At 48.7% G+C, this 22793-nt stretch carries 25 protein-coding genes; 16 read left to right on the top strand and 9 right to left on the bottom strand.

Annotated features, from left to right (window positions below):
- Window positions 1-27: 27 nt before the first annotated feature.
- The 5 genes from O6P33_RS08495 to O6P33_RS08475 all read left to right on the top strand — a co-directional run bounded on the left by O6P33_RS08495 (window position 28) and on the right by O6P33_RS08475 (window position 3859).
- Window positions 28-1317, top strand: a complete 1290-nt coding sequence (locus O6P33_RS08495; RefSeq protein WP_269817358.1) for an OprD family porin — start codon at window positions 28-30, stop codon at window positions 1315-1317.
- 143 nt (window positions 1318-1460) lie between these two features.
- Window positions 1461-1769, top strand: a complete 309-nt coding sequence (locus tag O6P33_RS08490; RefSeq protein WP_269817357.1) for a DUF883 family protein — start codon at window positions 1461-1463, stop codon at window positions 1767-1769.
- 2 nt (window positions 1770-1771) lie between these two features.
- Complete coding sequence (locus tag O6P33_RS08485; protein ID WP_269817356.1) at window positions 1772-2140, top strand: phage holin family protein; 369 nt, start codon at window positions 1772-1774, stop codon at window positions 2138-2140.
- A complete protein-coding gene (locus O6P33_RS08480) occupies window positions 2137-2457 on the top strand; it encodes a hypothetical protein (RefSeq protein WP_269817355.1) in 321 nt (106 codons plus the stop codon). Before O6P33_RS08485 ends, O6P33_RS08480 begins: the two co-directional genes overlap by 4 nt.
- 70 nt (window positions 2458-2527) lie before the next feature.
- Window positions 2528-3859, top strand: coding sequence for a deoxyguanosinetriphosphate triphosphohydrolase (locus O6P33_RS08475; RefSeq protein WP_269817354.1), 1332 nt, complete (start codon window positions 2528-2530; stop codon window positions 3857-3859).
- A gap of 120 nt (window positions 3860-3979) precedes the next feature.
- Here O6P33_RS08475 and O6P33_RS08470 read toward each other — a convergent pair whose 3' ends face one another.
- From O6P33_RS08470 to aroC, 6 genes are all read right to left on the bottom strand, one after another.
- A complete protein-coding gene (locus tag O6P33_RS08470; protein WP_269817353.1) occupies window positions 3980-4321 on the bottom strand; it encodes a LapA family protein in 342 nt (113 codons plus the stop codon).
- A gap of 38 nt (window positions 4322-4359) precedes the next feature.
- Complete coding sequence (gene ihfB, locus O6P33_RS08465) at window positions 4360-4641, bottom strand: integration host factor subunit beta (RefSeq protein WP_269817352.1); 282 nt, start codon at window positions 4639-4641, stop codon at window positions 4360-4362.
- 352 nt (window positions 4642-4993) lie between these two features.
- A complete protein-coding gene (gene nfuA / locus O6P33_RS08460; protein WP_269817351.1) occupies window positions 4994-5575 on the bottom strand; it encodes a Fe-S biogenesis protein NfuA in 582 nt (193 codons plus the stop codon).
- Between the two features lie 128 nt (window positions 5576-5703).
- Entirely contained in the window at window positions 5704-6255 is a 552-nt protein-coding gene (locus tag O6P33_RS08455) for an acireductone dioxygenase (RefSeq protein ID WP_269817350.1), read from the bottom strand.
- A 156-nt stretch (window positions 6256-6411) separates the two neighbouring features.
- Entirely contained in the window at window positions 6412-7590 is a 1179-nt protein-coding gene (locus O6P33_RS08450) for an MFS transporter (protein ID WP_269817349.1), read from the bottom strand.
- A gap of 64 nt (window positions 7591-7654) precedes the next feature.
- Complete coding sequence (aroC, locus tag O6P33_RS08445) at window positions 7655-8746, bottom strand: chorismate synthase (protein ID WP_269817348.1); 1092 nt, start codon at window positions 8744-8746, stop codon at window positions 7655-7657.
- A 157-nt stretch (window positions 8747-8903) separates the two neighbouring features.
- Here aroC and O6P33_RS08440 point away from each other — a divergent pair, with 157 nt between their 5' ends.
- Window positions 8904-9698 carry a hypothetical protein gene (locus O6P33_RS08440; protein ID WP_269817347.1) on the top strand — a complete coding sequence of 265 codons (795 nt, stop codon included), beginning with the start codon at window positions 8904-8906 and terminating at the stop codon, window positions 9696-9698.
- A gap of 32 nt (window positions 9699-9730) precedes the next feature.
- Here O6P33_RS08440 and prmB read toward each other — a convergent pair whose 3' ends face one another.
- From prmB to icd, 3 genes are all read right to left on the bottom strand, one after another.
- Window positions 9731-10633: a 50S ribosomal protein L3 N(5)-glutamine methyltransferase gene (prmB, locus tag O6P33_RS08435; RefSeq protein WP_269817346.1), complete on the bottom strand. Its 903-nt coding sequence runs from the start codon at window positions 10631-10633 to the stop codon at window positions 9731-9733.
- 53 nt (window positions 10634-10686) lie between these two features.
- Window positions 10687-11250: a Smr/MutS family protein gene (locus O6P33_RS08430; protein WP_269817345.1), complete on the bottom strand. Its 564-nt coding sequence runs from the start codon at window positions 11248-11250 to the stop codon at window positions 10687-10689.
- A gap of 98 nt (window positions 11251-11348) precedes the next feature.
- Entirely contained in the window at window positions 11349-12602 is a 1254-nt protein-coding gene (gene icd, locus O6P33_RS08425; RefSeq protein ID WP_269817344.1) for an NADP-dependent isocitrate dehydrogenase, read from the bottom strand.
- Between the two features lie 332 nt (window positions 12603-12934).
- Here icd and O6P33_RS08420 point away from each other — a divergent pair, with 332 nt between their 5' ends.
- From O6P33_RS08420 to O6P33_RS08375, 10 genes are all read left to right on the top strand, one after another.
- A complete protein-coding gene (locus O6P33_RS08420) occupies window positions 12935-13378 on the top strand; it encodes an NUDIX hydrolase (RefSeq protein ID WP_269817343.1) in 444 nt (147 codons plus the stop codon).
- Window positions 13379-13460: 82 nt separating this feature from the next.
- Complete coding sequence (gene mnmA / locus O6P33_RS08415) at window positions 13461-14579, top strand: tRNA 2-thiouridine(34) synthase MnmA (protein WP_269817342.1); 1119 nt, start codon at window positions 13461-13463, stop codon at window positions 14577-14579.
- Complete coding sequence (hflD, locus tag O6P33_RS08410; protein ID WP_269817341.1) at window positions 14576-15193, top strand: high frequency lysogenization protein HflD; 618 nt, start codon at window positions 14576-14578, stop codon at window positions 15191-15193. Before mnmA ends, hflD begins: the two co-directional genes overlap by 4 nt.
- Window positions 15190-16047: a DMT family transporter gene (locus tag O6P33_RS08405; protein WP_269817340.1), complete on the top strand. Its 858-nt coding sequence runs from the start codon at window positions 15190-15192 to the stop codon at window positions 16045-16047. The genes hflD and O6P33_RS08405 overlap by 4 nt, the downstream gene beginning before the upstream one ends.
- A gap of 65 nt (window positions 16048-16112) precedes the next feature.
- Window positions 16113-17483 (top strand): adenylosuccinate lyase, encoded by a 1371-nt coding sequence (gene purB / locus O6P33_RS08400; RefSeq protein WP_269817339.1) that lies wholly within the window; start codon window positions 16113-16115, stop codon window positions 17481-17483.
- Window positions 17484-17556: 73 nt separating this feature from the next.
- Entirely contained in the window at window positions 17557-18741 is a 1185-nt protein-coding gene (locus tag O6P33_RS08395; protein ID WP_269817338.1) for a cupin domain-containing protein, read from the top strand.
- On the top strand, window positions 18734-19159 hold the full coding sequence (locus tag O6P33_RS08390; RefSeq protein WP_269817337.1) for a GNAT family N-acetyltransferase: 426 nt from the start codon (window positions 18734-18736) through the stop codon (window positions 19157-19159). The genes O6P33_RS08395 and O6P33_RS08390 overlap by 8 nt, the downstream gene beginning before the upstream one ends.
- A gap of 17 nt (window positions 19160-19176) precedes the next feature.
- Window positions 19177-19815, top strand: a complete 639-nt coding sequence (locus tag O6P33_RS08385) for a histone acetyltransferase HPA2 (protein WP_269817336.1) — start codon at window positions 19177-19179, stop codon at window positions 19813-19815.
- Window positions 19812-20627 carry a secretin N-terminal domain-containing protein gene (locus tag O6P33_RS08380; RefSeq protein WP_269817335.1) on the top strand — a complete coding sequence of 272 codons (816 nt, stop codon included), beginning with the start codon at window positions 19812-19814 and terminating at the stop codon, window positions 20625-20627. Before O6P33_RS08385 ends, O6P33_RS08380 begins: the two co-directional genes overlap by 4 nt.
- A 488-nt stretch (window positions 20628-21115) precedes the next feature.
- Window positions 21116-22720: an isocitrate lyase gene (locus O6P33_RS08375; protein WP_269817334.1), complete on the top strand. Its 1605-nt coding sequence runs from the start codon at window positions 21116-21118 to the stop codon at window positions 22718-22720.
- Window positions 22721-22793 lie beyond the last annotated feature (73 nt).

Genomic DNA, 22793 nt, shown 5'->3' with positions numbered 1-22793 from the left:
CAGTCCGCACCACGGAGAATTACAATAATGAAGTTTAGTCCGTTAGCACGCTCAATCAGCTTGGGTAGCCTCGCTATTGCCTTGAGCATCCCCATGGCAGCACAAGCTGCTTTTATTGAAGATAGCAAAGCCAGCTTGGAGCTGCGCAACTTTTATATGAATCGCGATTTTCGCGATGCACCCAGCGGATCACAATCCAAAGCTGAAGAATGGGCGCAAGGTTTCTTGCTGCGTTATGAGTCTGGCTTTACCGAAGGCACTGTTGGCGTTGGGGTTGATGCGTACGGTTTCTCTGGTTTTAAACTTGATTCAGGTGGCGGTACTTCCGGCACAGGTTTATTACTGCCAAAAAACCACAAAGGCAAAGTACCCAGCAGTTACGGCTCCCTTGGCGGAACATTTAAGGCGCGTCTTTCTGAAAACACCTTAAAAGCCGGAACGCTGATGCCGAAAATCCCAACGGTATCCTCAGGCGATGGTCGTTTGATTCCGCAAACCTTCACTGGTGTGCACATTAACAGTCAGGAAATAGAAAACCTCACTGCTAACATTGGTCGTTTAGGGCGCATGAAGCAGCGTAACTCTACAAACGATGCGCCAATTCTGCTTAACGGCTTTTCTGGTAACCAAGGTAAACGCAAAAACAAATCCACCCGCAGTAACCCCACAGAAACCAGTAAGTTTGATTTTGCCGGTGTTAATTACAACTGGGGTGATACAGGTTTAAGCACGGGTTATAACTTTGCTAACTTTGATGGCGCTTACAAGCAGCACATTGTTAACGGTGTTTACACCTTAGCTATCGACGATAACCAGTCATTAAAAGCTGATTTGCGCTATGCGAAAACCAGCGAAGATGCGAAGAGTGGCATCGATAACAAAGCCATATCCAGCATGCTGACATATAGCTTAGGCCACAGCAGTTTTGGCTTGGGTTACCAGAAAATGTCTGGGGATACTGGCTATGCCTACATTGAGCTAACCGACCCCTTCCTGACCAACTATGTACAAATCCGTGACTTTGCTGCCACTGATGAAAAATCTTGGCAAGCTCGTTATGACTATAATTTTGCTGGCTTAGGTATTCCTGGCCTCAATCTAATGACGCGCTATATTCGCGGTAATAACATTTACATGGGCGCAGGCCAATCACGTGGTAAAGAGTGGGAGCGTGACACCGATATTTCCTATGTCATCCAAGAAGGTCCTCTAAAAAACCTAGGTATCAAATGGCGTAATGCGACCTTACGCTCTGATTTATCTGGAAAGATTGATGAGAACCGTCTAATCGTTAATTACACTATCCCCCTAATGTAAGCCGTAATCCCTGTGTTAAATAAACCTGCTTTTAAGCAGGTTTATTTTTTTGAGATATAGTATGTTTATAAGTGAACTAAATGCAGTTAGGATGTTTCCAATCCAGTGCAATTATTAAGTTCTTTTTTTGGAGTAAACGAATCATGGCTAAGAAAGATACAGGTAGCGATCAACTACTCAATGAATTTAAAGCGTTAGTCTCTGATACGGAAGAGTTGCTGCAACACTCTGTTGAATTGACCGGCGACAAAGCTGAAGAGCTGCGCGGGCAAATCAACTCCAGCCTGCAGCGTGCACGTAAAGCCTTGAGCTCTACTGAGCAGGCATTACTTGAGCGCGGTAAAGTTGCACTGCATACCAGTGAGGAATATGTCCGTGAGCACCCTCTGCAGTCTTTAGCAATTGGTGCTGGCGTTGGTTTTTTACTGGGTCTACTGGTGTCTAGGCGCTAAGTATGACGGATAAAAGCTTTTCAGATACCTCGCGGCGCTTAGGCGCTGCGACTTTGGATTTACTCAGCGATCACGCTGAGTTATTCGCCATCGAACTCCAAGAACAAAAACACCACAGTAGCCAACAACTGATTTGGTTCGGTATTACTGCTGCTTGTGCGTTTATGTTGTTCTTACTGCTCAATGCTTTACTCATTGTGTTGCTCTGGGAGTATTACGCCCACGGATTACTCATTGCCATGTCGATATTTTATGCATGTATCGGCGCACTGTGTATTTGGCGGATAAAATCACTCCAGCAGCATGCGCAAGCACCCTTTAGCGCCTCATTGCAGGAACTCAAAAAAACCAAAGAGCAGTTATTACCATGACATCCAAAAAGCTAAAAGATGATCCTATTGCCTTGCGCAAACAGCTGATTCAAATGCGTTTGGAGCTGAACCGGCAAAGAATCCACCACGAAAGCATTGTACTGCTCGAACCAGTGGCAAAGTTACGCGGTCTCAAACAGCGTTTTAATCAAGGCGCAACGCCTTTACTCGCTGTTGCTGGAGTAACTCTGGTCAGTTTTTTTATGGCACGCAACCGCAGGTCGGCCAGCAGCTTGATGCCAGTAGTGAAAATTGCTGCCAGCCTGCTGCCTTTATTTGTTGGCAAATCAGAGACGAATGAAGCAAACAAATCATAGACTGAGTAGATGAAACAAACCTCGCTATGCGAACAGCGCTCATTTGCAATTCACCACTTGAGGGTATGCAATGGATTGGCAGCAACTATTAAACCGCGAACGTTTAGGCAAAACATCACACAGTTCAGAAGAGCTCGGCCGCAGCCCTTTTCACAAAGATCATGACCGCATTATTTTCTCTGGTGCTTTTCGTCGATTAGGGCGCAAAACTCAAGTCCACCCTGTCTCCAGCAATGATCATATTCACACGCGCCTCACCCACTCACTAGAAGTGAGTTGCGTCGGCCGCTCCTTGGCCATGCGTGTGGCAGAAATGATTCGCCCTGCACTACCACAGTGGTGTGAACCAAGTGACCTGGGCATGATCGTGCAGTCTGCGTGTTTAGCTCACGATATTGGTAACCCGCCCTTTGGCCACTCTGGTGAGGATGCTATTCGCCATTGGTTTCAGCAAGCCGCTCACAATGGCTGGCTGGATAGCATACCGGCCGAACAACGCGAGGACTTCTTGAATTTTGAGGGTAATGCGCAAGGTTTTCGGGTTTTAACTCAGCTTGAATACCATCAGTTTGATGGTGGCATGCGTTTAACCTACGCAACCTTAGGTGCTTTTTCTAAATACCCCTGGAGTTCCAAATACGCCAACGCAGAAGGCTATAAAAAGCATAAGTTTGGCAGCTATCAAAGTGAACTGCCGCTGCTTGAACAAATTGCCAACAAGCTCGGTATTCCCAAACTGGATAACGAGCGCTGGGCTCGCCACCCTTTGGTGTATTTAGTCGAAGCTGCCGATGACATTTGCTATGGCTTAATTGATTTAGAAGACGGTATCGAAATGGAGCTGCTGGAGTACCGCGAGGTTGAAGCGCTTCTACTTGACTTGGTCGGTGATGACCTACCAGAAACCTACCGCCAACTTGGCCCCAATGACTCGCGTCGCCGTAAACTGGCAATCTTGCGGGGTAAAGCCATTGAACACCTGACAAACGCAGCAGCACAGGCCTTTGTGGAGCAGCAGCCTGCGTTAATGGCTGGCACTTTAGCAGGCGACCTGGTCGAGCATATGCACGGCCCAGCTAAAACCTGCGTGATTAATGCGAAAGCATTAGCCCGCGAGAAAATCTTCCAGGATAAGCGCAAGACGTTGCACGAGATCGGAGCCTATACCACCTTAGAAATACTGCTAAATGCATTTTGCGGCGCAGCCCTCGAGCAACATACTCAAGGTACATTGTCTTTTAAAAACAGGCGTATCTTTGACTTACTCGGCCAAGCTGCACCGCAAGCAGACTGGCCACTGTACAAGTCCTTTATGCGCATTATAGATTTTATCGGTGGGATGACAGATAGCTATGCCACAGAAATGGCGCGAGAAATGACAGGCCGCTCCAGCCCAATGTAACGATACAAAAGTAACCGCTCCAAACAGCCAGCAGCTCTACTGACCCGCCCATTGACGGGCGGGTTTAGTAAGTCTATCGAGCAATACTGCAGCGCTTGGCTTCTGCGTCCTGATGATAGATTACGAAGCTTTAGCTAACTCTTCACTTGGCGAAACAGCTAGATCTGTACCTGCTGTAGCGTTTTTCAAGGTCTTAATCTCTTGCTCACAAGCTTTAAGTTGCTTCGCTTGCTTATTACAGCGCATGCGTAAGCGCTGTTGTGGCCACCAAGAAATGAGCGGGCCAAGTAATAGCCCTAAAACAAAGGCGCTCATGACAAATAATGCAAGCGGTAACTGAGGTGTCTGCCAATCTAAAAACATTAATTGCGTTGGTGTGCGGTTCTCTAAAACAAAAAAGACCACAGCAGCGGCAAGCGCTAAGGCAATAATAAGTACCAACAAGCGTTTAAAACTTCGCATAAGACCCTCTATAGTCGCGCACGTAATTGAACAACAGATTATCCATCATTAACCCTATCGCGCAATTCTTTGCCCGGTTTAAAGTGCGGAACATATTTACCCGGTAGCTCAACACTTTCCCCAGTTTTCGGATTACGCCCAACTCGTGGTGCTCGGTAGTTCACCGAGAAACTGCCAAAACCCCGCACCTCGATGCGCGTACCTGAAGCCAATACTTGCGTCATGTGTTCCAACATAGCTTTCACTGCCAGCTCAACATCACGCACAGACAGATGCTCTTGTCGATCAACAATACGCTCGATTAATTCGGACTTATTCATTATTTTCCCTTTTTTATCAAGCATCTAGCAGTTTTTAGCATGCTTACTTGAATTTGAACAGGGCGATCTGATGAATTACTAGTGAAATGTGCACTTTGTGAGCTTTTAAAGCAAAAAAACCAGTATCAGCTTGTGACTGGTACTGGTTTTTTTAAGATCCTTAATCAACTAACTTAAGGATATAAGAGAGGTATTCCAGATTAAACTAGGATCATCTAGCTTAATCCTGTGCAGATAAACCACACTAATAAGCTTTTGCATGGTAATACTTAAGCTTTTGCAGCGGCGTAAATATTAAGACTTATCAGTCACTTTAGCTATTTGACTAAAGTCGCCCTACGCAGCAAGGCAATTAATAGTAAGCGTTTTCTGTGATGCTGTGGTCTGTCACATCACGCACACCTTTCACTTCCGGAATACGCGCCATTAAAGTTTTTTCGATACCTTCTTTGAGGGTGTAATCTGCTTGACCACAACCTTGGCAACCACCACCAAACTGTAAAATCAAAATGCCTTCATCGATATCAATCAGACTCACCTCACCACCGTGACTGGCTAAGCCTGGATTGATTTCTGTTTGCAGGTAATAGTTTACCCGCTCCGATAAAGGGCTGTCCTCGCTGACCATCGGCACCTTAGCATTAGGGGCTTTAATCGTCAGTTGGCCACCCATACGGTCAGTCGCGTAATCCACCACAGCATCTTCTAGGTAAGGTTCGCTTAAGGCATCAATCCATGCAGTAAAGGCTGGCAAAACCAAGGGGGTGTCTTCGGGCTTCTGCTCTTCTGGCTTACAGTAAGCTATGCAGGTTTCAGCATAGGTTGTACCCGGTTGAGTGATAAACACACGAATCCCAATACCTGGGGTGTCTTGGCTTTTTAACAGCTCGCTCAAATAGGTTTGTGCAGCTTCAGTAATATTAATCGTACTCATGGTAACTCCTCACAATCATGTACACAGTGTACGCTAGTTGGCCTGCATGAATAAAGACCCAGTAAAGCACTCAAGTAAGATTTGTCGCGTAAAAGCGCACTAACTCAATTAATAATGGCTTATCTGCCTCACAGCATTTCGTCGAGCGTTGGATACTGTTGCGCCAGCTTCTCGCCAGTAAACTGTACTTCACTTGCCTTGGACTGATTAAACAAACGCAGCGCAGTAAAGCGTGGGCGCTCGCCCATATCAAACCAATGCCGAATGCCTGCAGGTAGGGTTAGTAAAGCACCTTTCGCGCACAGTACGGCATATACGTGCTGATCAATATGAAAGCTTAACAACGCACGCCCTGAGACAAAGCAGAGCGACTCATCTGCACTGGACACCTGCTCGTCGAGCCACTTAGCGCGCAATTCAGCTTTTTCTGGATGCGCCTCATCCATACTGATCACTTCTACACAGTCATAGCCTTGGCCTTGCTTCAAGTCGGCAATATCATCCGCGTAGGCAGCGACGATGTCCTCTGCAGACGATGCTGCAGTCAGTGGCTGCTTAGCTTGCCATTGCGCAAAGTGCACCCCTACCGCGGCCAAAGTGCTGCTGATGTCTTCAAAATGATTCAACACCTTCACCGCCTGCATAGGCTGGCTTGAGTGGTATACAAACAACTGGCTCATGGGCTGTGCTTCCCCCTAAAAATGTATAGCAAATGTATGTAAACGCTAAACCTATCGTACAGGCTCGCAGTTAGAACGTGCAGATAAACTCAAGCGTACACTTATAGCTCCAAGCCGCAGCCCCTCTGCAAACGGCTGCAGCGCTCGCTGTCACCTCTATTCAGTAGCAGTCACCGGCACTGACTTAGAACTGCTCAATCCAAACAACATAATAAACGCCGCCAGCAGTGCAACTGCACCAGCTGAAGCAAAAGTATAAGCAGCGCCCAAAGTTTGCCAGCTATAGCCGGCATATAATGCACCTAAAGCCCCACCAATACCGGAGAATGAGACATATAGGCCCTGCCCTTGCCCTTGTTTATGCGCAGAAAAGTAACGCTGCACAAATAAAATAGCCGCCGCATGAAAACTACCAAAAGTAGCGGCATGCAGCAGCTGGATCAACAGTAGCAGCGACAGACTATCGGCATAAAAACCCAGCAACCACCAACGCAGCGCCGCCAAGAACAAACTGATGATAAGAATCTGCTTAATGCTCATTCGCCGCAACAGCCACGGCATTATCGCAAACAACACAATTTCAGCCAGTACACCAAACGCCCATAGCCAACCAATAATCGTGCGTGAATAATCCAGATCAATTAAATACAGCGTCAGAAAAGTGTAATACGGGCCATGCGACAGCTGCATCAGCGTTACGCAGGTTAAAAACACGACAATAGGCCCTAGCGCGGTTTTCGTCAGCCTTTGCCCAGTGGTTGTTAACAGTGGCTCAGCGCGGGGCTGACTGACTGGCGACGGCACCCAGAAACTACTCAGCACAATTCCGCTCATCACCGCCAGAATTGCCCAAGGATAGTAATCCAAACCTACCTCGTCAAACACATAGCCAAAGCCAATCACCACCAGCATAAAGCCAACAGAACCCCAAAGTCTGAGCTGACTGTAGCGCTCCCTTTGCGCCCCCAGATAGTCCAAGGTGATGACTTCAAATTGAGCCAAAATGGCATGCCAAAAAAACGCATGCAGAACCATTATCATCGCCAGCCAAGCAAAACTCTTACCCCAAAAAATCAAGGAAAAAGACAACAAAGTGCAGATGGCGCCAAAACGCACAATGGCCAAACGTTTTTGCGTGCGGTCAGCTAACCAAGCCCATAAATTAGGCGCAATACAGCGCATCAGCATAGGGATGGCAATTAACTCACCGATACGTGCTGCAGAAAACCCTAAATGATCGAAATACAGCGCCAGAAAAGGTGCAGTAGCGCCGAGCAAGGCAAAGTAGAAAAAATAAAACCCGGATAAACGCCAATATGGCAAACCTGTGTGCATGCTTCAGCTTGCCTCGCGCCGTGGCGGCTTGAGCCAACCACGGCGATTTTTAGATAAATGCGCTTTACAGTTGCGGCAAAACTGGGGTGCTAACCTGCACTTCAGCGTTTTGTCCACGGTGACGCAACAAATGATCCATCAGAACAATGGCCATCATCGCCTCAGCAATGGGGGTTGCACGAATTCCCACGCAGGGATCGTGACGGCCCTTAGTGATCATCTCTACAGGTTGCCCGGCAGTATCAATAGAACGGCCCGGTGTGGTGATACTGGAGGTTGGTTTTAAAGCCAGATGCGCCACAATCGGTTGCCCAGACGAAATACCGCCCAAAACCCCACCGGCGTGATTGGACAGGAAGCCTTCAGGGGTCAGTTCATCACGGTGCTCAGTGCCGCGCTGCGCGACACAGGCAAAACCTGCGCCCACTTCAACCCCTTTTACAGCATTAATACTCATCAATGCATGGGCTAAGTCAGCATCTAGACGGTCAAATACAGGCTCACCCAAGCCAGGCATCACCCCTTGCGCCACAACAGTGATTTTTGCACCAACAGAGTCCTGATCGCGGCGCAGCTGATCCATGTAAGCCTCAAGCTCGGCCACTTTACCTGGATCAGGACTAAAGAATGCATTGTCATGCACCGCATCCCAGCTTTTAAAATCAATTTCAATGGGGCCCAGTTGACTCATATAGCCTCGTACCATAATGCCCTGTGTTGCCAAGTATTTCTTCGCGATCGCACCGGCAGCAACACGCATTGCGGTTTCACGCGCAGAGCTGCGCCCGCCGCCCCGATAGTCGCGCTGGCCATACTTGTGATGATAGCTGTAATCGGCGTGGGCCGGGCGAAAGATATCTTTAATGGCCGAATAGTCTTTCGACTTCTGGTCCGTATTGCGAATTAATAAGCCGATCGGGCAGCCAGTGGTTTGCCCCTCAAAGACGCCAGAGAGGATCTCAACTTGATCAGGCTCTTTGCGCTGCGTGGTATGTCGGCTGGTACCGGGTTTGCGACGATCGAGGTCATCTTGCAAGTCTTCAGCTGATAACGGCAGCCCTGGCGGACAGCCATCAACAATGGCAACTAACGCAGGGCCGTGACTTTCCCCAGCGGTGGTTACGGTAAAAAGCTTGCCAAAGGTATTCCCGGACATACACACTGCTCCGTGTTATATAAAAGATAATTGCGCAGTATACCTGTACCTAGAAGATTCTGGCACCTGCATAACGCTTGATGGCGGTTGGCCACCCTTTAGTAGCAGGTAGCGCTGTCGATACCCTTGTTAATACGTCTTTTGATTAAGTGAAGAAATGAGTACTTCAACAGCCCAAGTAGCGCCTGCATCAAGCGCAAGTACAGCACAGGATAATCCCCCCGAGCACCCATGGGCGGGCTTGCCAGCAGAGCAATTTCGCCTGATCCGCCTCAGCGCCTTACCAGCAGACCGTGCAACCGGCTTGAGAGCTTTGCGCTTTGTCAGTCTTGGCCGTGTTGAACGGCACAGCAAAGCCGAAAGCTTTCTGCGTTTAAGTATTGACCTGCCCGAGCAAAAGACGCAAAAAGAAGTCAATACTCTTGAGGTGTGGGCCGACCACCAAACACAGCAAATACGTATTAATGCTGATTTACCATTGCGCACTGAGCCGGCCAACCGAGGCCTGGGACGTTTTTTAATTGCTCAAGCTGTGCTTTGGGCACGCAAGTATTGGAACCACTACAGCGTTGCTGAACAAACCTTACTCATTAAGCATGCCAGCGACGATGCAGCACGTTTACGCCGTGATCATGCGCTGCAGGCGCAAGGATTTAGCATTACTTATGAAGATGCCGTGCAAATGCGGGCTGTCTGCTCAGTAGGCCGCGTCAGCCAATTGCACAGCGACTGGAATGAAAATAAAGTTACCGTCATCAGCACCCTCGACAGCGCCTCGATGTTGCAAACTGCCGATAAGAACCTCAACGAGCAAAGCGCGCAGATCAAAAAGCTTACCGATCGCATTGAACGCTTCAAAAGTGAAGACAGCACCCTGCGCTTCACTATTTCGATGCTGGCTATTTTTGCGGTATTCCAAGCAGCGCTGCTGATTTGGATTGCCACGCGCTAGACAGTAACTTGACGCTGCTGTCTTTACTGAACTTACTCCGCGTCTACTAGCTGGCAAGCAAAGCATTGCTGAGCGGTAAGCGCCAAGACAGCATTGCCCACTTGGGAGTGCTCAAGCCAGCTAAAATCAACCGCAGGAAACAACGCTTCCAGCTCATTGGCATGCTTGCCTACTTCCAGCACCAACAAACCTGTGCTCGTTAAGTGTTGGCCTGCATTTTGTAAAATATGCAGGATAAACTTAAGGCCACCACGCTCGGCCGTACGGCTTTCTTGTGGCTCATACTGAAACTCACGGGGCAACTGCGACCAGTGTTCAGTTTCTAAATAAGGTGGTTTGCAGACAATCAAATCAAAACGTTGCTCTGCGAGCTGAGCAAACATATCACTGCGCAAGGTACTTACACGCTCACCCAAGTGGTGCAAAGCTATATTGTCTGCAGCCACCTCTAAGGCTTGCGCAGAAATATCTGCCAACAGCACTTCGGCATCCGGAAACTCAATGGCACAGGTAATCCCCAAGCATCCAGAGCCTGCGCATAAGTCTAAAATGCACTGCGGTGTCTGACTCAACCAAGGCGCAAATTGCTGGGGAATTAACTCTGCCAAAGGCGAGCGCGGCACCATCACGCGCTTATCAACTTTAAACAACAAGCCTGCAAACCATGCCTCGCCAAGCAAATAAGCAGCAGGAATACGCTGTTCTATACGTTCTTTTAAAATATTTTGCACCAGTACATGCTCATCTGTATGCAGATTGCAATCCAGGTACTTATCATGCAGCTCATAGGGTAAATGCAAGCTACCCAGCACCAATGTCCGCGCCTCTTCAAAAGCACTTTCAGGGCCATGCTCAAAAAACAGCTGCGCGCGGCTAAACTGACTCATCGCCCAACGAATATAATCACGCAGTGTCGCTAATCCAGAGTTACTCACTGATTGTCCCCGTGCTGTTATGCGAGTGACCCACTGTCTTCGCAAATATGTGGTTAATACTCATCACGTCCTTCTAGCATATGGCGCTTTAGCAGCACATAAAGCGCACCCGTTCCGCCGTGCCGTGGCACGCATGAAGTAAAGCCTAAAACTTTCTCATGCTGACGCAACCATGTATTGACATGGCTTTTAATCATCGGCTTTTTACCGTCCAAACGTGCAGCCTTACCGTGTGTGACCCGCACACAACGCACCTCTAAGCGCAGTGCCTCTTCAATAAACTCTCGCAAAGTAGCGCGTGCTTTTTCTACTGTCATGCCATGCAAGTCTAAACTGCCCTCAAAGGCAATTTGACCGGCCTTCAGGCGTCGTAACTGGCTGTCTTGTACACCATCACGGGCCCAATACAGCGCATCTTCAGCGCCCACATCCAAGACAAACTGGTCCGATAGGCCATCAACAACCAGTTCGCTGGCGGACGATTGTAAGGCATTTTTACGATTCATTTGCTGGACTGCGCGATTGGGCTTGGCCTTACCTACATCCGCTTGATCCACATGGATACGACGCACGCCCTGCATTTGCTGTGCAAATAAAGATAAATCATCATCTGGCATAACGCCCCTCCTTTTTGTTGAGCTCAATTGTACCTGCATTCACTCAACACAAACAAAAACGCCCCAACTCGTGGGGCGTTTTAAAGCGTCAGCTTAGATTACATTTTTGCAATCATTGCATCGCCAAACTCAGAGCAAGATAGCAACTTAGCGTCGTCCATCAAGCGCTCAAAGTCATAGGTCACAGTCTTCTCAGAGATTGCGCCATTGATACCATTAATCACTAAATCAGCTGCTTCAGTCCAACCCATGTGACGTAGCATCATTTCTGCAGAAAGGATCAAGGAGCCTGGGTTCACTTTATCCTGACCTGCATACTTAGGTGCAGTACCGTGAGTCGCTTCGAACATAGCAACGCTGTCAGATAGGTTCGCACCGGGTGCGATACCGATACCACCAACCTGCGCCGCAAGTGCGTCAGAAATGTAGTCACCGTTTAGGTTCAAGGTTGCAATAACGTCGTACTCTGCTGGACGCAGAACGATTTGCTGCAGCATGGCGTCAGCAATAGCATCTTTAACAACGATATTTTTGCCTGTGTTAGGATTCTTGAACTGCATCCAAGGACCGCCATCCAATAACTCTGCACCAAACTCATCACGTGCAACTTCGTAGCCCCAATCTTTGAAAGCACCTTCGGTGAATTTCATGATGTTGCCTTTGTGCACGATGGTTACGGATTCGCGGTTGTTATCTACTGCGTACTGCAACGCTTTACGTACTAAACGCTTGGTACCCTGCTCAGAAACTGGCTTGATACCGATACCGCAGTTTTCAGTGAAGCGAATTTTAGTTGCGCCCATTTCTTCGGTTAAGAACTTGATAACTTTATCGGCTTCTGGTGTACCTGCTTGCCACTCAACACCGGCATAAATATCTTCTGAGTTCTCACGGAAGATAACCATATCTGTGTCTTGCGGGCGCTTAACAGGGCTTGGTACGCCTTCGAACCAGCGTACTGGACGCAAGCACACATACAGGTCTAACTGCTGACGCAGTGCAACGTTCAATGAACGAATACCACCGCCAACTGGCGTAGTCAAAGGACCTTTGATAGAAACAACATAGTCACGTACTGCTTCTAATGTTTCTTCTGGCAACCAGGTTTCTGAATCGTAGACTTGGGTCGCTTTCTCACCAGCGTACACTTCCATCCAGGAAATTTTACGCTCACCACCGTAGGCTTTTTCTACAGCAGCATCGACCACTTTAATCATTACAGGACTGATGTCCGTTCCAATACCATCACCTTCGATGTAAGGGATGATTGGGTTGTTTGGTACTGTTAAAGTCATATCTGCATTAACGGTGATTTTGTCACCGGCTGGCACTTGGATCTTTTGGTATCCCATGCTGGACTCCGTCATTTACGTGGTCTTTAAAAGTCTGTCACGCGTGTGGCCTGACAGCAATAATTCAAACTTAATCGGCATGTATGACCTCTGTATTACAAAAAAAGTCACACATGCAATTCGACCCACCGCAGCGCTTTTAGCACTTTGGCGCAGTCTGTGCAGCGCGTATCATACACTCTTTAAACAATCGCCGAATAGATAGCTGTAGTCAAACTATTCATTCACTACAGGTATTTACATGCTTAACATCGTGTAAATTCGATTATTTTACACGCAAGTGTAGCGAAAACACCAAACCCTGTAGCCCCTACTCAGTAAAGAGATGACTGATGACACGCTTCACTCCGCATATCACTGTAGCCACAATTATTGAGCAAGATGGACGCTTTTTATTCGTCAAAGAGCATGCTGAAAAACATATTGTATTAAACCAGCCTGCAGGCCACTTAGAAATGGACGAAAGTCTAATTCAGGCAGCAATTCGTGAAACTTTAGAGGAAACAGGCTGGGATATTGAGATCACACACCTGGTAGGCATCTATTTATATACCGCCCCAAGCAACCAAGTGACCTATCAAAGGGTTTGTTTTGCCGGCCGCCCTGTGGCACAGCGAGAAAATCACCCTCTAGATGAAGGCATTATCGCACCGGTCTGGCTCAGTCGTGATGAGTTGCTCAGCAAGCGTGATATGTGGCGCAGCCCTATGGTCTTGCGCAGTCTTGATGATTACCTCAGTGGCGCACATTTCTCACTGGATCTGTTTAAAGACTGATACAGCGATTTAGCCGCGCCTCTTAAGTAAGTAGCGTAAACCTGCTAGAATCCCATTCTTTAATTAGCCTATTTAGATTGCCATGCATACTCCTTCTGATACTCGTGTAATTGTCGGCATGTCCGGCGGTGTTGATTCTTCTGTTGCTGCTTTGTTGCTGATTGAGCAGGGCTATCAAGTGGAAGGCCTCTTCATGAAAAACTGGGAGGAAGATGATGGCACTGAATACTGCACCGCCAAGGAAGACTTGGCTGACGCACAAGCAGTCTGCAACACCTTAGGCATTAAACTGCATACGGCAAACTTTGCTGCCGAGTACTGGGATAACGTTTTTGAGCACTTTCTCGAAGAGTATAAAGCTGGGCGCACACCCAATCCTGATATTTTATGCAACCGCGAAATAAAATTTAAAGCTTTCTTGGATTACGCAGAACAGCTAGGCGCACACATGATCGCCACCGGGCACTATGTGCGCCGCCGCGACGTTAATGGCATTAGTGAGCTACTCAAAGGCGTGGACAGCAACAAAGATCAAAGCTATTTTTTGCATGCTGTAGGTGGCGAGCAAATTCATAAGTCGTTGTTCCCCGTTGGCGAGTACGAAAAACCCGCAGTGCGTGAACTGGCTGAGCAACACGGTCTAATTACCGCCAAGAAAAAAGACTCTACCGGTATTTGCTTTATTGGCGAGCGCCGTTTTACTGATTTCCTCAAGCAATACTTACCTGCGCAACCTGGCGTGATCGAAACTGTTGATGGCGTCGAGCTTGGTCAACACAGCGGCTTGATGTACCACACCATTGGTCAGCGCCAAGGTTTGGGTATTGGCGGCTTAAAAAATGCCAGTGAAGAAGCGTGGTATGTATTAGCGAAAGACCTAAACCGTAATGTTTTGATCGTCGGTCAAGGCAACGATCATCCATGGCTGTTTTCGCGCACACTGGTTACCCGAGACGTGAACTGGATCAATCCAGTGGACCTCAGCAGCCTAGACAACCTCAGCGCAAAAGTACGCTATCGCCAAAGCGATCAAGCGTGTCGTATTGAGCACACAGAAGACGGTTACATCGTTACTTTTGAACAGCCACAGCGCGCCGTAACTCTTGGACAGTCCATTGTCTTTTACCACGGCGATATTTGCCTGGGCGGCGGCGTAATCGAAGCCACGACCCCTTGGGATGAGAGCATTCAACGACCATGAGCCCACTTCAAGAGCAATTAACCGCCCTCGCCGGTGTTTTTCAAGCGGCTGCCTTAGTTAATAAGCTTGCACATACCGGCCAAGTCAGCGATGCCGCTTTAAGCTACATGCTGCAAACCCTTCTAGTGCGCAACCCCGCCAGCACTATCGATGTGTATGGCGGTGATGATCTGGGTTTAAACGAGGGGTACAAGCTGATGCAAGCTATTTTGGAGCGCAATAATGACAATCTCCCACGGGAGAGCTTGCGCTACGTAGTTGGCATGCTCAGCTTAGAAAAACAATTTGCTCGCCGCGACGACTTACTGGAAATCGCCGGTAAACGCCTGCCACAAATTGAACAACAAGTTGAGCTGTATGGCTTGTCCAGCGACAACATTGCTGCATCGTTTGGCGGACTGTACCAAGACACCATCAGCACCTTTAAGCAACGTATTCAGGTACACGGTGATATGCGTTTCCTCCAGCAGGACGCCACTGCGGCGAAAGTACGCGCTTTACTGTTTGCCGGAATTCGCTCCGCTCGTTTATGGCGGCAACTGGGTGGGCGGCGCTGGCATCTGCTGACTAAACGCAGCAGTATGCTCAACGAGTTACGCGCCCGACATTTATGACCGAACGCAGCATGCGCCCAGTGCAGGGGGCTGCGTTATTGGCCTTATCTGCTCTGTTATTTTCAGGTATGGGCGTTTTAGTGCGCGAAGCCTCAGCCACTGTTAACAATGAAAACATAGTCTTTTTTAGAAACATTGTCGGGGTATTTTTCTTTCTACCCTTATTGCTTTCTAAAGGTTTGCGGCCCTTTAAAACCAAACGCTTAAAATCACACCTGCTGCGTACCACTTATGGCTTAGCGGCCATGTACTGTTTCTTTTATGCCATCGCTCACCTACCCCTTGCTGACGCTATGGTCTTCACCTACTCCGCCCCTGTTTTCACCCCTATCATTGCCTACTTTTGGTTAAAAGAACCACTGACCAAGCGCATGCTGGCTTTTTCAGTACTGGGCTTGCTCGGGGTTATTTTGGTGGCTAAACCCAGTGACGCCATCTTCGGCAGCTTATCTTTAGTAGGCCTTGCTGCGAGCTTATTGGCGGCCTCGGCGTTCGTTTCAATTCGCGAAATGAGCAACACAGAGCCCGCTTACCGGATGGTGTTTTATTTTGCCTTATTTAGCAGTTTAATATCTGCAATACCGCTGCTTTGGGCTTGGCAACCACTCAACCAGCAGCAGCTTATTCTTTTATGTGCCGCGGGCTTGTTGGCAGCTTTAGCACAAATCATTATGTCGCGCGCTTATTCGCTGGCCCCGCCGGGCTTGATTGGTCCTGTGGCGTATTTGGCCATTGTCTTTGCCGGCGTTTTTTCATTTTTCCTTTGGGATGAAGTGCCAGATGTGGCATCTATACTTGGCGCAGTACTGATCTTTACTGCCAGCACCTTAGCCGTACTCTGGCGTAAACACTGAAATCCAGCTGGCTTTTGATGTACACTGTGCGCCCTATTTATTCATTGTTTGTTAGAGAACGTATCATGCAGCTTACCTCGCTTACCGCGGTTTCCCCCGTTGACGGCCGTTACGGCAGCAGAACCACCGCACTGCGCCCTATCTTTAGTGAATACGGTCTTATTCGTAATCGTGTCTTGGTTGAGGTTCGCTGGCTACAGCGCTTAGCCGCACACCCCAGCATTGCTGAGGTGGCACCGTTCTCCGAGACAGCAAATGCTGCGCTAAATAAGCTGGCGGAAGACTTTCAACTTGAGCACGCCGAGCGCGTAAAAGAGTTTGAGCGCACCACCAACCACGACGTTAAAGCGGTTGAGTACTTACTAAAAGAGCAAGCGCAAAAACTTCCAGAGCTGCAGAAAGTCACTGAGTTTATTCACTTTGCTTGCACCAGTGAAGACATCAACAACCTCTCGCACGCTTTAATGCTGCGCGAAGGCCGTGACGATGTCTTACTGCCCTTAATGCGTAAATTAGCGCAAAGCCTGCGTGAGCTCTCGGTTGAATTTGCTGATGTGCCAATGCTGTCACGCACCCACGGTCAACCTGCTTCGCCCACTACTTTGGGTAAAGAGTTTGCCAACGTGGTGTACCGCCTTGAGCGTCAAATTGAGCAAGTGGCTGCGATCCCGCTGCTAGGTAAAATTAACGGCGCAGTGGGTAACTACAACGCTCACCTGTCTGCTTACCCTGATATCGACTGGGAAGCCAACGCCAAAGAGTTTATCGAAGGTGATTTAGGTTTAACCTTCAACCCTTACACCACGCAAATCGAACCACACGACTACATTGCAGAGTTGTTTGATGCTGTGGCACGTTTTAACACCATCTTGATCGACTTCGATCGCGATGTCTGGGGCTATATTTCACTGGGTTACTTCAAGCAGAAAACCGTCGAAGGCGAAATCGGCTCATCCACCATGCCGCATAAAGTAAACCCGATCGACTTTGAAAACTCGGAAGGTAACTTAGGCATTGCCAATGCTATTTTCCAGCACTTAGCTAGCAAGCTGCCAATTTCACGCTGGCAGCGTGACCTCACCGACTCCACTGTGTTGCGTAACTTGGGTGTCGGCATGGCGCACAGTGTGATTGCTTATGAAGCCACTCTTAAGGGTGTCGGCAAGCTTGAAGTCAATCCACAAAAAATCGCTGAAGACTTGGACAACTGCTGGGAAGTTTTAGCCGAGCCGGTGCAAACCGTAATGCGCCGCTACGGCATTGAAAACCCCTATGAAAAACTCAAGGATCTCACCCGCGGTAAAGGCATCAGCGCTGAAGCTCTGCAAGTTTTTATCGAAACCTTGGATTTACCTGAAGAGGCTAAAGTGCAATTGCGCGCACTCACGCCAGCCAACTATATTGGTAATGCAGTGGCACAAGCCAAGCGCATTTAAGGTTATTTGAGCGTCCTAACGCCCGGCTCAAACCGGGCGTTTTACTATCAGTACACATAAGAGAATCAATCACTTGTCCACATCTATTGACACACCACTTGAGATTCTAGGCGGTATTAGCGCCGAAGTGTTTCTGCGTGATTACTGGCAAAAGAAACCTCTACTGATCCGCCAAGCAATCCCTAACTTTGTCAGCCCTTTAGATGGCAATGACTTAGCAGGACTGTCCTTAGAAGAGCTGGTTGAGTCACGCATCGTCCTTGAACACGGCGAAACGCCCTGGCAACTACGCCAAGGTCCTTTCACTGAAGACACCTACAGCAGCCTGCCAGAACGCGACTGGACTTTACTAGTACAGGCGGTTGATCAGTTCAGCCCTGACGTTGCCGAAGTGCTTGAGCATTTTCAGTTTTTACCCAACTGGCGTATTGATGATGTAATGATCAGCTTCGCTGTGCCCGGCGGTAGCGTTGGCCCACATTACGATAACTACGATGTGTTTTTATTGCAGGCCGAAGGTCAGCGCCAATGGAAAATTGGTCAAATGTGCAGCGCTGAAAGCCTATTGCTGGAACACCCTGACCTGCGCATTCTAAGTGACTTTAAACAAACCGATGAATGGACCTTAGAGCCTGGCGACATGCTGTATTTACCGCCTCGCTTGGCCCACTGGGGAATCGCACAAACTGATTGCATGACTTGGTCAGTGGGCTTTCGCGCTCCCTCAAGTGCCGAGGTCGTGACCCACTACGCTGATTTTGTCGCCCGTTTTTTAGCCGATGAAGAACGCTACAGTGATAGCGCAATGTCGCCGGTGAGCAACCCAAACTATATTCGTCCCGAAGATGTTCAGCGCCTGCGCCAACTGATCAATGAACAACTTGATGATGACCGCATGCTCCTCACTTGGTTTGGTCAGTACATGACTGAACCTCGCTACCCGGAGCTGCTTAGCGGTGTTGAAATCGACCCTGTTAGCCTGCAGCAAGCCTTAGAACAGGGTGCAGTTTTCACCCGCAATCCCACTGCGCGCCTGGCTTGGAGTAATATTGAGCTGGACGCAGAGTCTGCCGCAGTGTTTTTTGTCAGTGGCAACAGCCGTATTGTCAGTGAGCATTTGGTGGTATTGCTTGACCTGTTGTGCAGCGCCGATGCTATGCACATAGATAATTTAGAATCTTGGCTCGATGATGCAGAGGCCACTACTCTGCTCTGCGAGCTGATTAAACAAGGAAGCTTGGAGTGTCTCGATGAGTGATGTGCACATTCGTATAGCCGATTGGCATAAAGATAATGCCGATTTACGTCGTATTCGCGAAAGCGTTTTCATCCAAGAACAAGGGGTTACGCCCGAGCAGGAATGGGATAGCGATGATGCCTCGGCAATCCACTTTCTAGCCTATGAAGGTGACTTTGCAATTGGCACCGCTCGCCTTCTAGCCGACGGCTGCATTGGGCGCGTCTCAGTACTCAAAGACTGGCGCGGTCTGCACGTGGGCGAAAAACTGCTGTTAGCGGCAGTCCAAGAAGCTGAACGTTTAGGTCTTAAGCAGCAAATTCTCACGGCGCAGGTACATGCCGCAGGCTTTTATGAGCGTTTAGGTTTTACTGCAGTCAGTGAAGAGTTTCTTGAGGCCGGCATCCCGCACATTGATATGCTGCGTAACAGCGACTAAACCTAGCAGGCATAAGCATGGATAAACCCCGCCCAACAACTCATACATCCAGCGCAGAACAGACCCCTGACCTGCCCGCCATTGAGTTTGTTGCGCAGGGTTCTTTTCGCATTCACAATCCCGACACCAGCCACACACCCAGCAGTTGGGAGCCAGCACCGCAACAGCTGGGTGTAGACCGCGAGCTGATCAAGATTGATAGCAGTGAAGCAGTACGCAGCCATACTCTAGCCCTTATGCTACAAGCACAAAACAGCCTGTGCATTTACTCTGCTGATTTAGAAGCTGAATTGTATAATCACGCCTGCATCGTGCAAGCCTGCACTGAGCTGCTACTCCAACACCCAAAAAAAACATTACGTATTTTACTTCGCGACACCTCGCGCATTACCCGTGACGGCCACAGACTACTCACTCTAAGTCACCGCCTCAGCAGCCGTTGCCAAATTCGCAAAGTCAATCTTGAACATGAATACAGCGACGATGCTTGGCTGATTGCTGACGACTGCGGCTTGCTGATTCGCAAAGCGCAACAACTCACGCAAGGCGTGGTCTACTACCATGACCCTGCTCGGGTTCGACAAAACCAGCGCTTATTTAATGCCATGTGGGATGTCAGCCACAGTGATGTGAACTTACGGAGTATGCCGCTATGAGAAACCTCAGCCGTTTAATTGGCCTTGTTGTGCTAACAGTTAGTGCAGCCTTGACACAGGCTGCCAGCGAAGTCATTGAGCTTAATTACCGCATGGCCCAAGATGTTTTACCCGTGGTGCAATCCGTTTTAGGTGACTCAGGCCGCGCCACAGCTTACGGTAATCAACTTATTATCAACGCCAGTCACGATAAAATTGCGGAGGTGCGCTCCATCTTAAGCAGCATCGACAAGCAACCGCGCAATCTATTAATCACTGTGGATACCCAAGGCAATCAGTTCAACCGTGAACGCGGCTATCAAGCCGACGGCATGATCAGCGGTCGCCATGGGCAAATCATCATTGGCCAAGGTGAGCAACAAGGTCGCGACCAAGTTAATATTATCCGCAACACCACGCAAAACCGTGATGGTTCGCTGCGCACAGTGCGCGCCTTGGAAGGCTCAGCAGCGTTAGTGCAAGTCGGCCAAAGTGTACCTCAGCGCAGCACCAGCTACGGCCCATATGGTCAGGTGCAAGAACGCACAGAATACCGTGCCGTCAATCAAGGTTTTTATGTCACAGCTACAGTACACGGCGATAATGTGCAGATTGAAATAAACAGTCAAAATGATCGCCGCAGCCAACAATATAACGATGTGATTGACACACAAAGCACATCCAGCCGAGTCAGCGGCCGCTTAGGCGAGTGGATTTCGGTAAGTGCCAGCAACCAAGACAGCAGTCAGCGCCAAGACGGTTTCCTACAAAAACGCTACAGCACAGGGCGAGAAGACAGTCAGTTACAGATAAAAGTTGAAGTACTGGATTAAGTCAAAACCCTTACGCGCATGGAAATTATGTAGTGAACAATAAATAACACTACAAAACATTTGACGAACGCCTCACGAAAGCGCATCATAGCACCCGCTCCCGCTAGCCAGAACACTTTAATCGGTGTTCCAAAGTCGACTTAAGAGTACTTCCTAGGTGGCTTTGTGTTAACAGCATCCAAAAGATGCATTAACGAGGTTGCGACCGGTACGTTGTTGTCCTGAGGGACGGGGAAGCAGTATGCATCATTGATGCATCAGGTAGCTCACAACAGTGAGAAGCGTTTGCGGATGTTAAGTTGCAGATATCACAGCTTAATGCAGCAGCCATATTTATCTGATCGCACCCCTCTCTTCTAAAGACATTACGTTCTAGTCAATTATCGGCACTACAGCGGAAGCTAACCCGCAAATTAAACTTCCAGCGATAGCAGGTTGTGTGTGGGCAGTCGGTGCTCAAACTCACTACACTCTTTGAAGGATTGACCATGTCAACTTATCAAAACGAAATTAAGGCAATTGCCGCTCTTAAAGAACAAGCTGGAAACGGCTGGAGCGCGATTAACCCCGAGTCTGCCGCTCGTATGCGCATCCAAAACCGTTTCAAAACTGGTCTGGACATCGCTAAGTACACTGCAGCCATCATGCGTAAAGATATGGCTGAGTACGATGCCGACACATCTTTATACACCCAGTCGCTGGGTTGCTGGCACGGTTTCATCGGTCAGCAAAAAATGATCGCAATTAAGAAGCACTTGAAAACCACCAACAAGCGCTACCTCTACCTGTCAGGTTGGATGGTTGCTGCTCTGCGTTCTGAGTTCGGCCCACTGCCTGACCAGTCAATGCACGAGAAGAACTCTGTTGCTGCGTTAATCGAAGAGCTGTACACCTTCTTGCGTCAAGCTGACACCCGTGAACTGGATCTTCTGTTCACTGCGCTAGACAAAGCACGTGCTGCAGGCAACGCTGCTGAAGAAAAAGCTCTGCTAGAGCAGATCGAAAACTTCGAAACTCACGTTGTACCAATCATTGCTGACATTGACGCTGGTTTCGGTAACGAAGAAGCCACCTACTTGATGGCTAAGCAAATGATCGAAGCAGGTGCTGCGGCGATTCAGATCGAGAACCAAGTATCTGATGAAAAGCAGTGTGGTCACCAGGACGGTAAAGTAACCGTTCCACACGCTGATTTCCTCGCGAAAATCAACGCTGTACGTTACGCGTTCCTAGAATTAGGCGTTGACGATGGTGTTATCGTTGCACGTACTGACTCCTTGGGTGCTGGCTTAACTAAGCAAATCGCAGTAACCAACGAGCCAGGCGACTTAGGCGATAAGTACAACAGCTTCCTTGATGGTACTTACATCAACGATGCAAGCGAAATCGAAAACGGTGACGTTGTTGTTAAATCAAACGGCAAGCTGCTTAAGCCTGCACGTTTGGCTAGCGGTCTGTTCCAGTTCCGCGAGAACACTGGTGTTGATCGTGTAGTTCTTGACTGCATCACCTCACTACAGAACGGTGCTGACCTGCTGTGGATTGAAACTGAAATGCCACACGTTGGCCAGATCAAAGGCATGGTTGACGAAATCCGTAAAGTGGTTCCAGACGCTAAGCTGGTTTACAACAACAGCCCATCGTTCAACTGGACGCTGAACTTCCGTCAGCAAGTGTACGATGACTGGGCAGCAGCTGGTAAAGACGTTTCAGCGTTTGATCGCGACCGTCTAATGAGCGCTGACTACGATGGTACTGAGCTGTGCAACGAAGCAGATGCGCGCATCCAGAGCTTCCAGAAAGATGCTGCACGTGAAGCAGGTATCTTCCACCACTTGATCACTCTGCCAACGTACCACACTGCTGCGCTGTCAACTGACAACCTAGCAAAAGGCTACTTCGGTGAAGAAGGCATGCTGGCTTACGTTGAAGGTGTTCAGCGTAAAGAAATTCGTCAAGGTATTGCGTGCGTACGTCACCAAAACATGGCGGGTTCTGACATCGGTGATACTCACAAAGAGTACTTCTCTGGTGACGCTGCGCTGAAAGCAAGCGGTGAAGACAACACTATGAACCAGTTCGATAACGTTTAATCGAAACCTTGGTTTTGCGGTCTAAAGACTGCGTGTTGTAGAAAAACCCCAGCCTCGGCTGGGGTTTTTTATT

Origin of the sequence: Denitrificimonas caeni (assembly GCF_027498055.1) — a bacterium.
Classification (GTDB): Bacteria; Pseudomonadota; Gammaproteobacteria; order Pseudomonadales; family Pseudomonadaceae; genus Denitrificimonas.
This window is presented reverse-complemented; position numbering and strand designations above follow the sequence as displayed.

Bases quoted from the DNA above. Each gene is read 5' to 3' on its own strand.
- O6P33_RS08380 (WP_269817335.1), top strand. From the start codon at position 19,812: ATGAGAAACCTCAGCCGTTTAATTGGCCTTGTTGTGCTAACAGTTAGT.
- O6P33_RS08430 (WP_269817345.1), bottom strand. From the start codon at position 11,250: ATGCCAGATGATGATTTATCTTTATTTGCACAGCAAATGCAGGGCGTG.
- O6P33_RS08450 (WP_269817349.1), bottom strand. From the start codon at position 7,590: ATGCACACAGGTTTGCCATATTGGCGTTTATCCGGGTTTTATTTTTTC.
- mnmA (WP_269817342.1), top strand. From the start codon at position 13,461: ATGCATACTCCTTCTGATACTCGTGTAATTGTCGGCATGTCCGGCGGT.
- O6P33_RS08385 (WP_269817336.1), top strand. From the start codon at position 19,177: ATGGATAAACCCCGCCCAACAACTCATACATCCAGCGCAGAACAGACC.
- aroC (WP_269817348.1), bottom strand. From the start codon at position 8,746: ATGTCCGGGAATACCTTTGGCAAGCTTTTTACCGTAACCACCGCTGGG.
- O6P33_RS08475 (WP_269817354.1), top strand. From the start codon at position 2,528: ATGGATTGGCAGCAACTATTAAACCGCGAACGTTTAGGCAAAACATCA.
- O6P33_RS08490 (WP_269817357.1), top strand. From the start codon at position 1,461: ATGGCTAAGAAAGATACAGGTAGCGATCAACTACTCAATGAATTTAAA.
- O6P33_RS08470 (WP_269817353.1), bottom strand. From the start codon at position 4,321: ATGCGAAGTTTTAAACGCTTGTTGGTACTTATTATTGCCTTAGCGCTT.
- ihfB (WP_269817352.1), bottom strand. From the start codon at position 4,641: ATGAATAAGTCCGAATTAATCGAGCGTATTGTTGATCGACAAGAGCAT.
- O6P33_RS08405 (WP_269817340.1), top strand. From the start codon at position 15,190: ATGACCGAACGCAGCATGCGCCCAGTGCAGGGGGCTGCGTTATTGGCC.
- O6P33_RS08455 (WP_269817350.1), bottom strand. From the start codon at position 6,255: ATGAGCCAGTTGTTTGTATACCACTCAAGCCAGCCTATGCAGGCGGTG.
- O6P33_RS08390 (WP_269817337.1), top strand. From the start codon at position 18,734: ATGAGTGATGTGCACATTCGTATAGCCGATTGGCATAAAGATAATGCC.
- nfuA (WP_269817351.1), bottom strand. From the start codon at position 5,575: ATGAGTACGATTAATATTACTGAAGCTGCACAAACCTATTTGAGCGAG.
- O6P33_RS08480 (WP_269817355.1), top strand. From the start codon at position 2,137: ATGACATCCAAAAAGCTAAAAGATGATCCTATTGCCTTGCGCAAACAG.
- O6P33_RS08495 (WP_269817358.1), top strand. From the start codon at position 28: ATGAAGTTTAGTCCGTTAGCACGCTCAATCAGCTTGGGTAGCCTCGCT.
- O6P33_RS08440 (WP_269817347.1), top strand. From the start codon at position 8,904: ATGAGTACTTCAACAGCCCAAGTAGCGCCTGCATCAAGCGCAAGTACA.
- purB (WP_269817339.1), top strand. From the start codon at position 16,113: ATGCAGCTTACCTCGCTTACCGCGGTTTCCCCCGTTGACGGCCGTTAC.
- hflD (WP_269817341.1), top strand. From the start codon at position 14,576: ATGAGCCCACTTCAAGAGCAATTAACCGCCCTCGCCGGTGTTTTTCAA.
- icd (WP_269817344.1), bottom strand. From the start codon at position 12,602: ATGGGATACCAAAAGATCCAAGTGCCAGCCGGTGACAAAATCACCGTT.
- O6P33_RS08420 (WP_269817343.1), top strand. From the start codon at position 12,935: ATGACACGCTTCACTCCGCATATCACTGTAGCCACAATTATTGAGCAA.
- O6P33_RS08375 (WP_269817334.1), top strand. From the start codon at position 21,116: ATGTCAACTTATCAAAACGAAATTAAGGCAATTGCCGCTCTTAAAGAA.
- O6P33_RS08485 (WP_269817356.1), top strand. From the start codon at position 1,772: ATGACGGATAAAAGCTTTTCAGATACCTCGCGGCGCTTAGGCGCTGCG.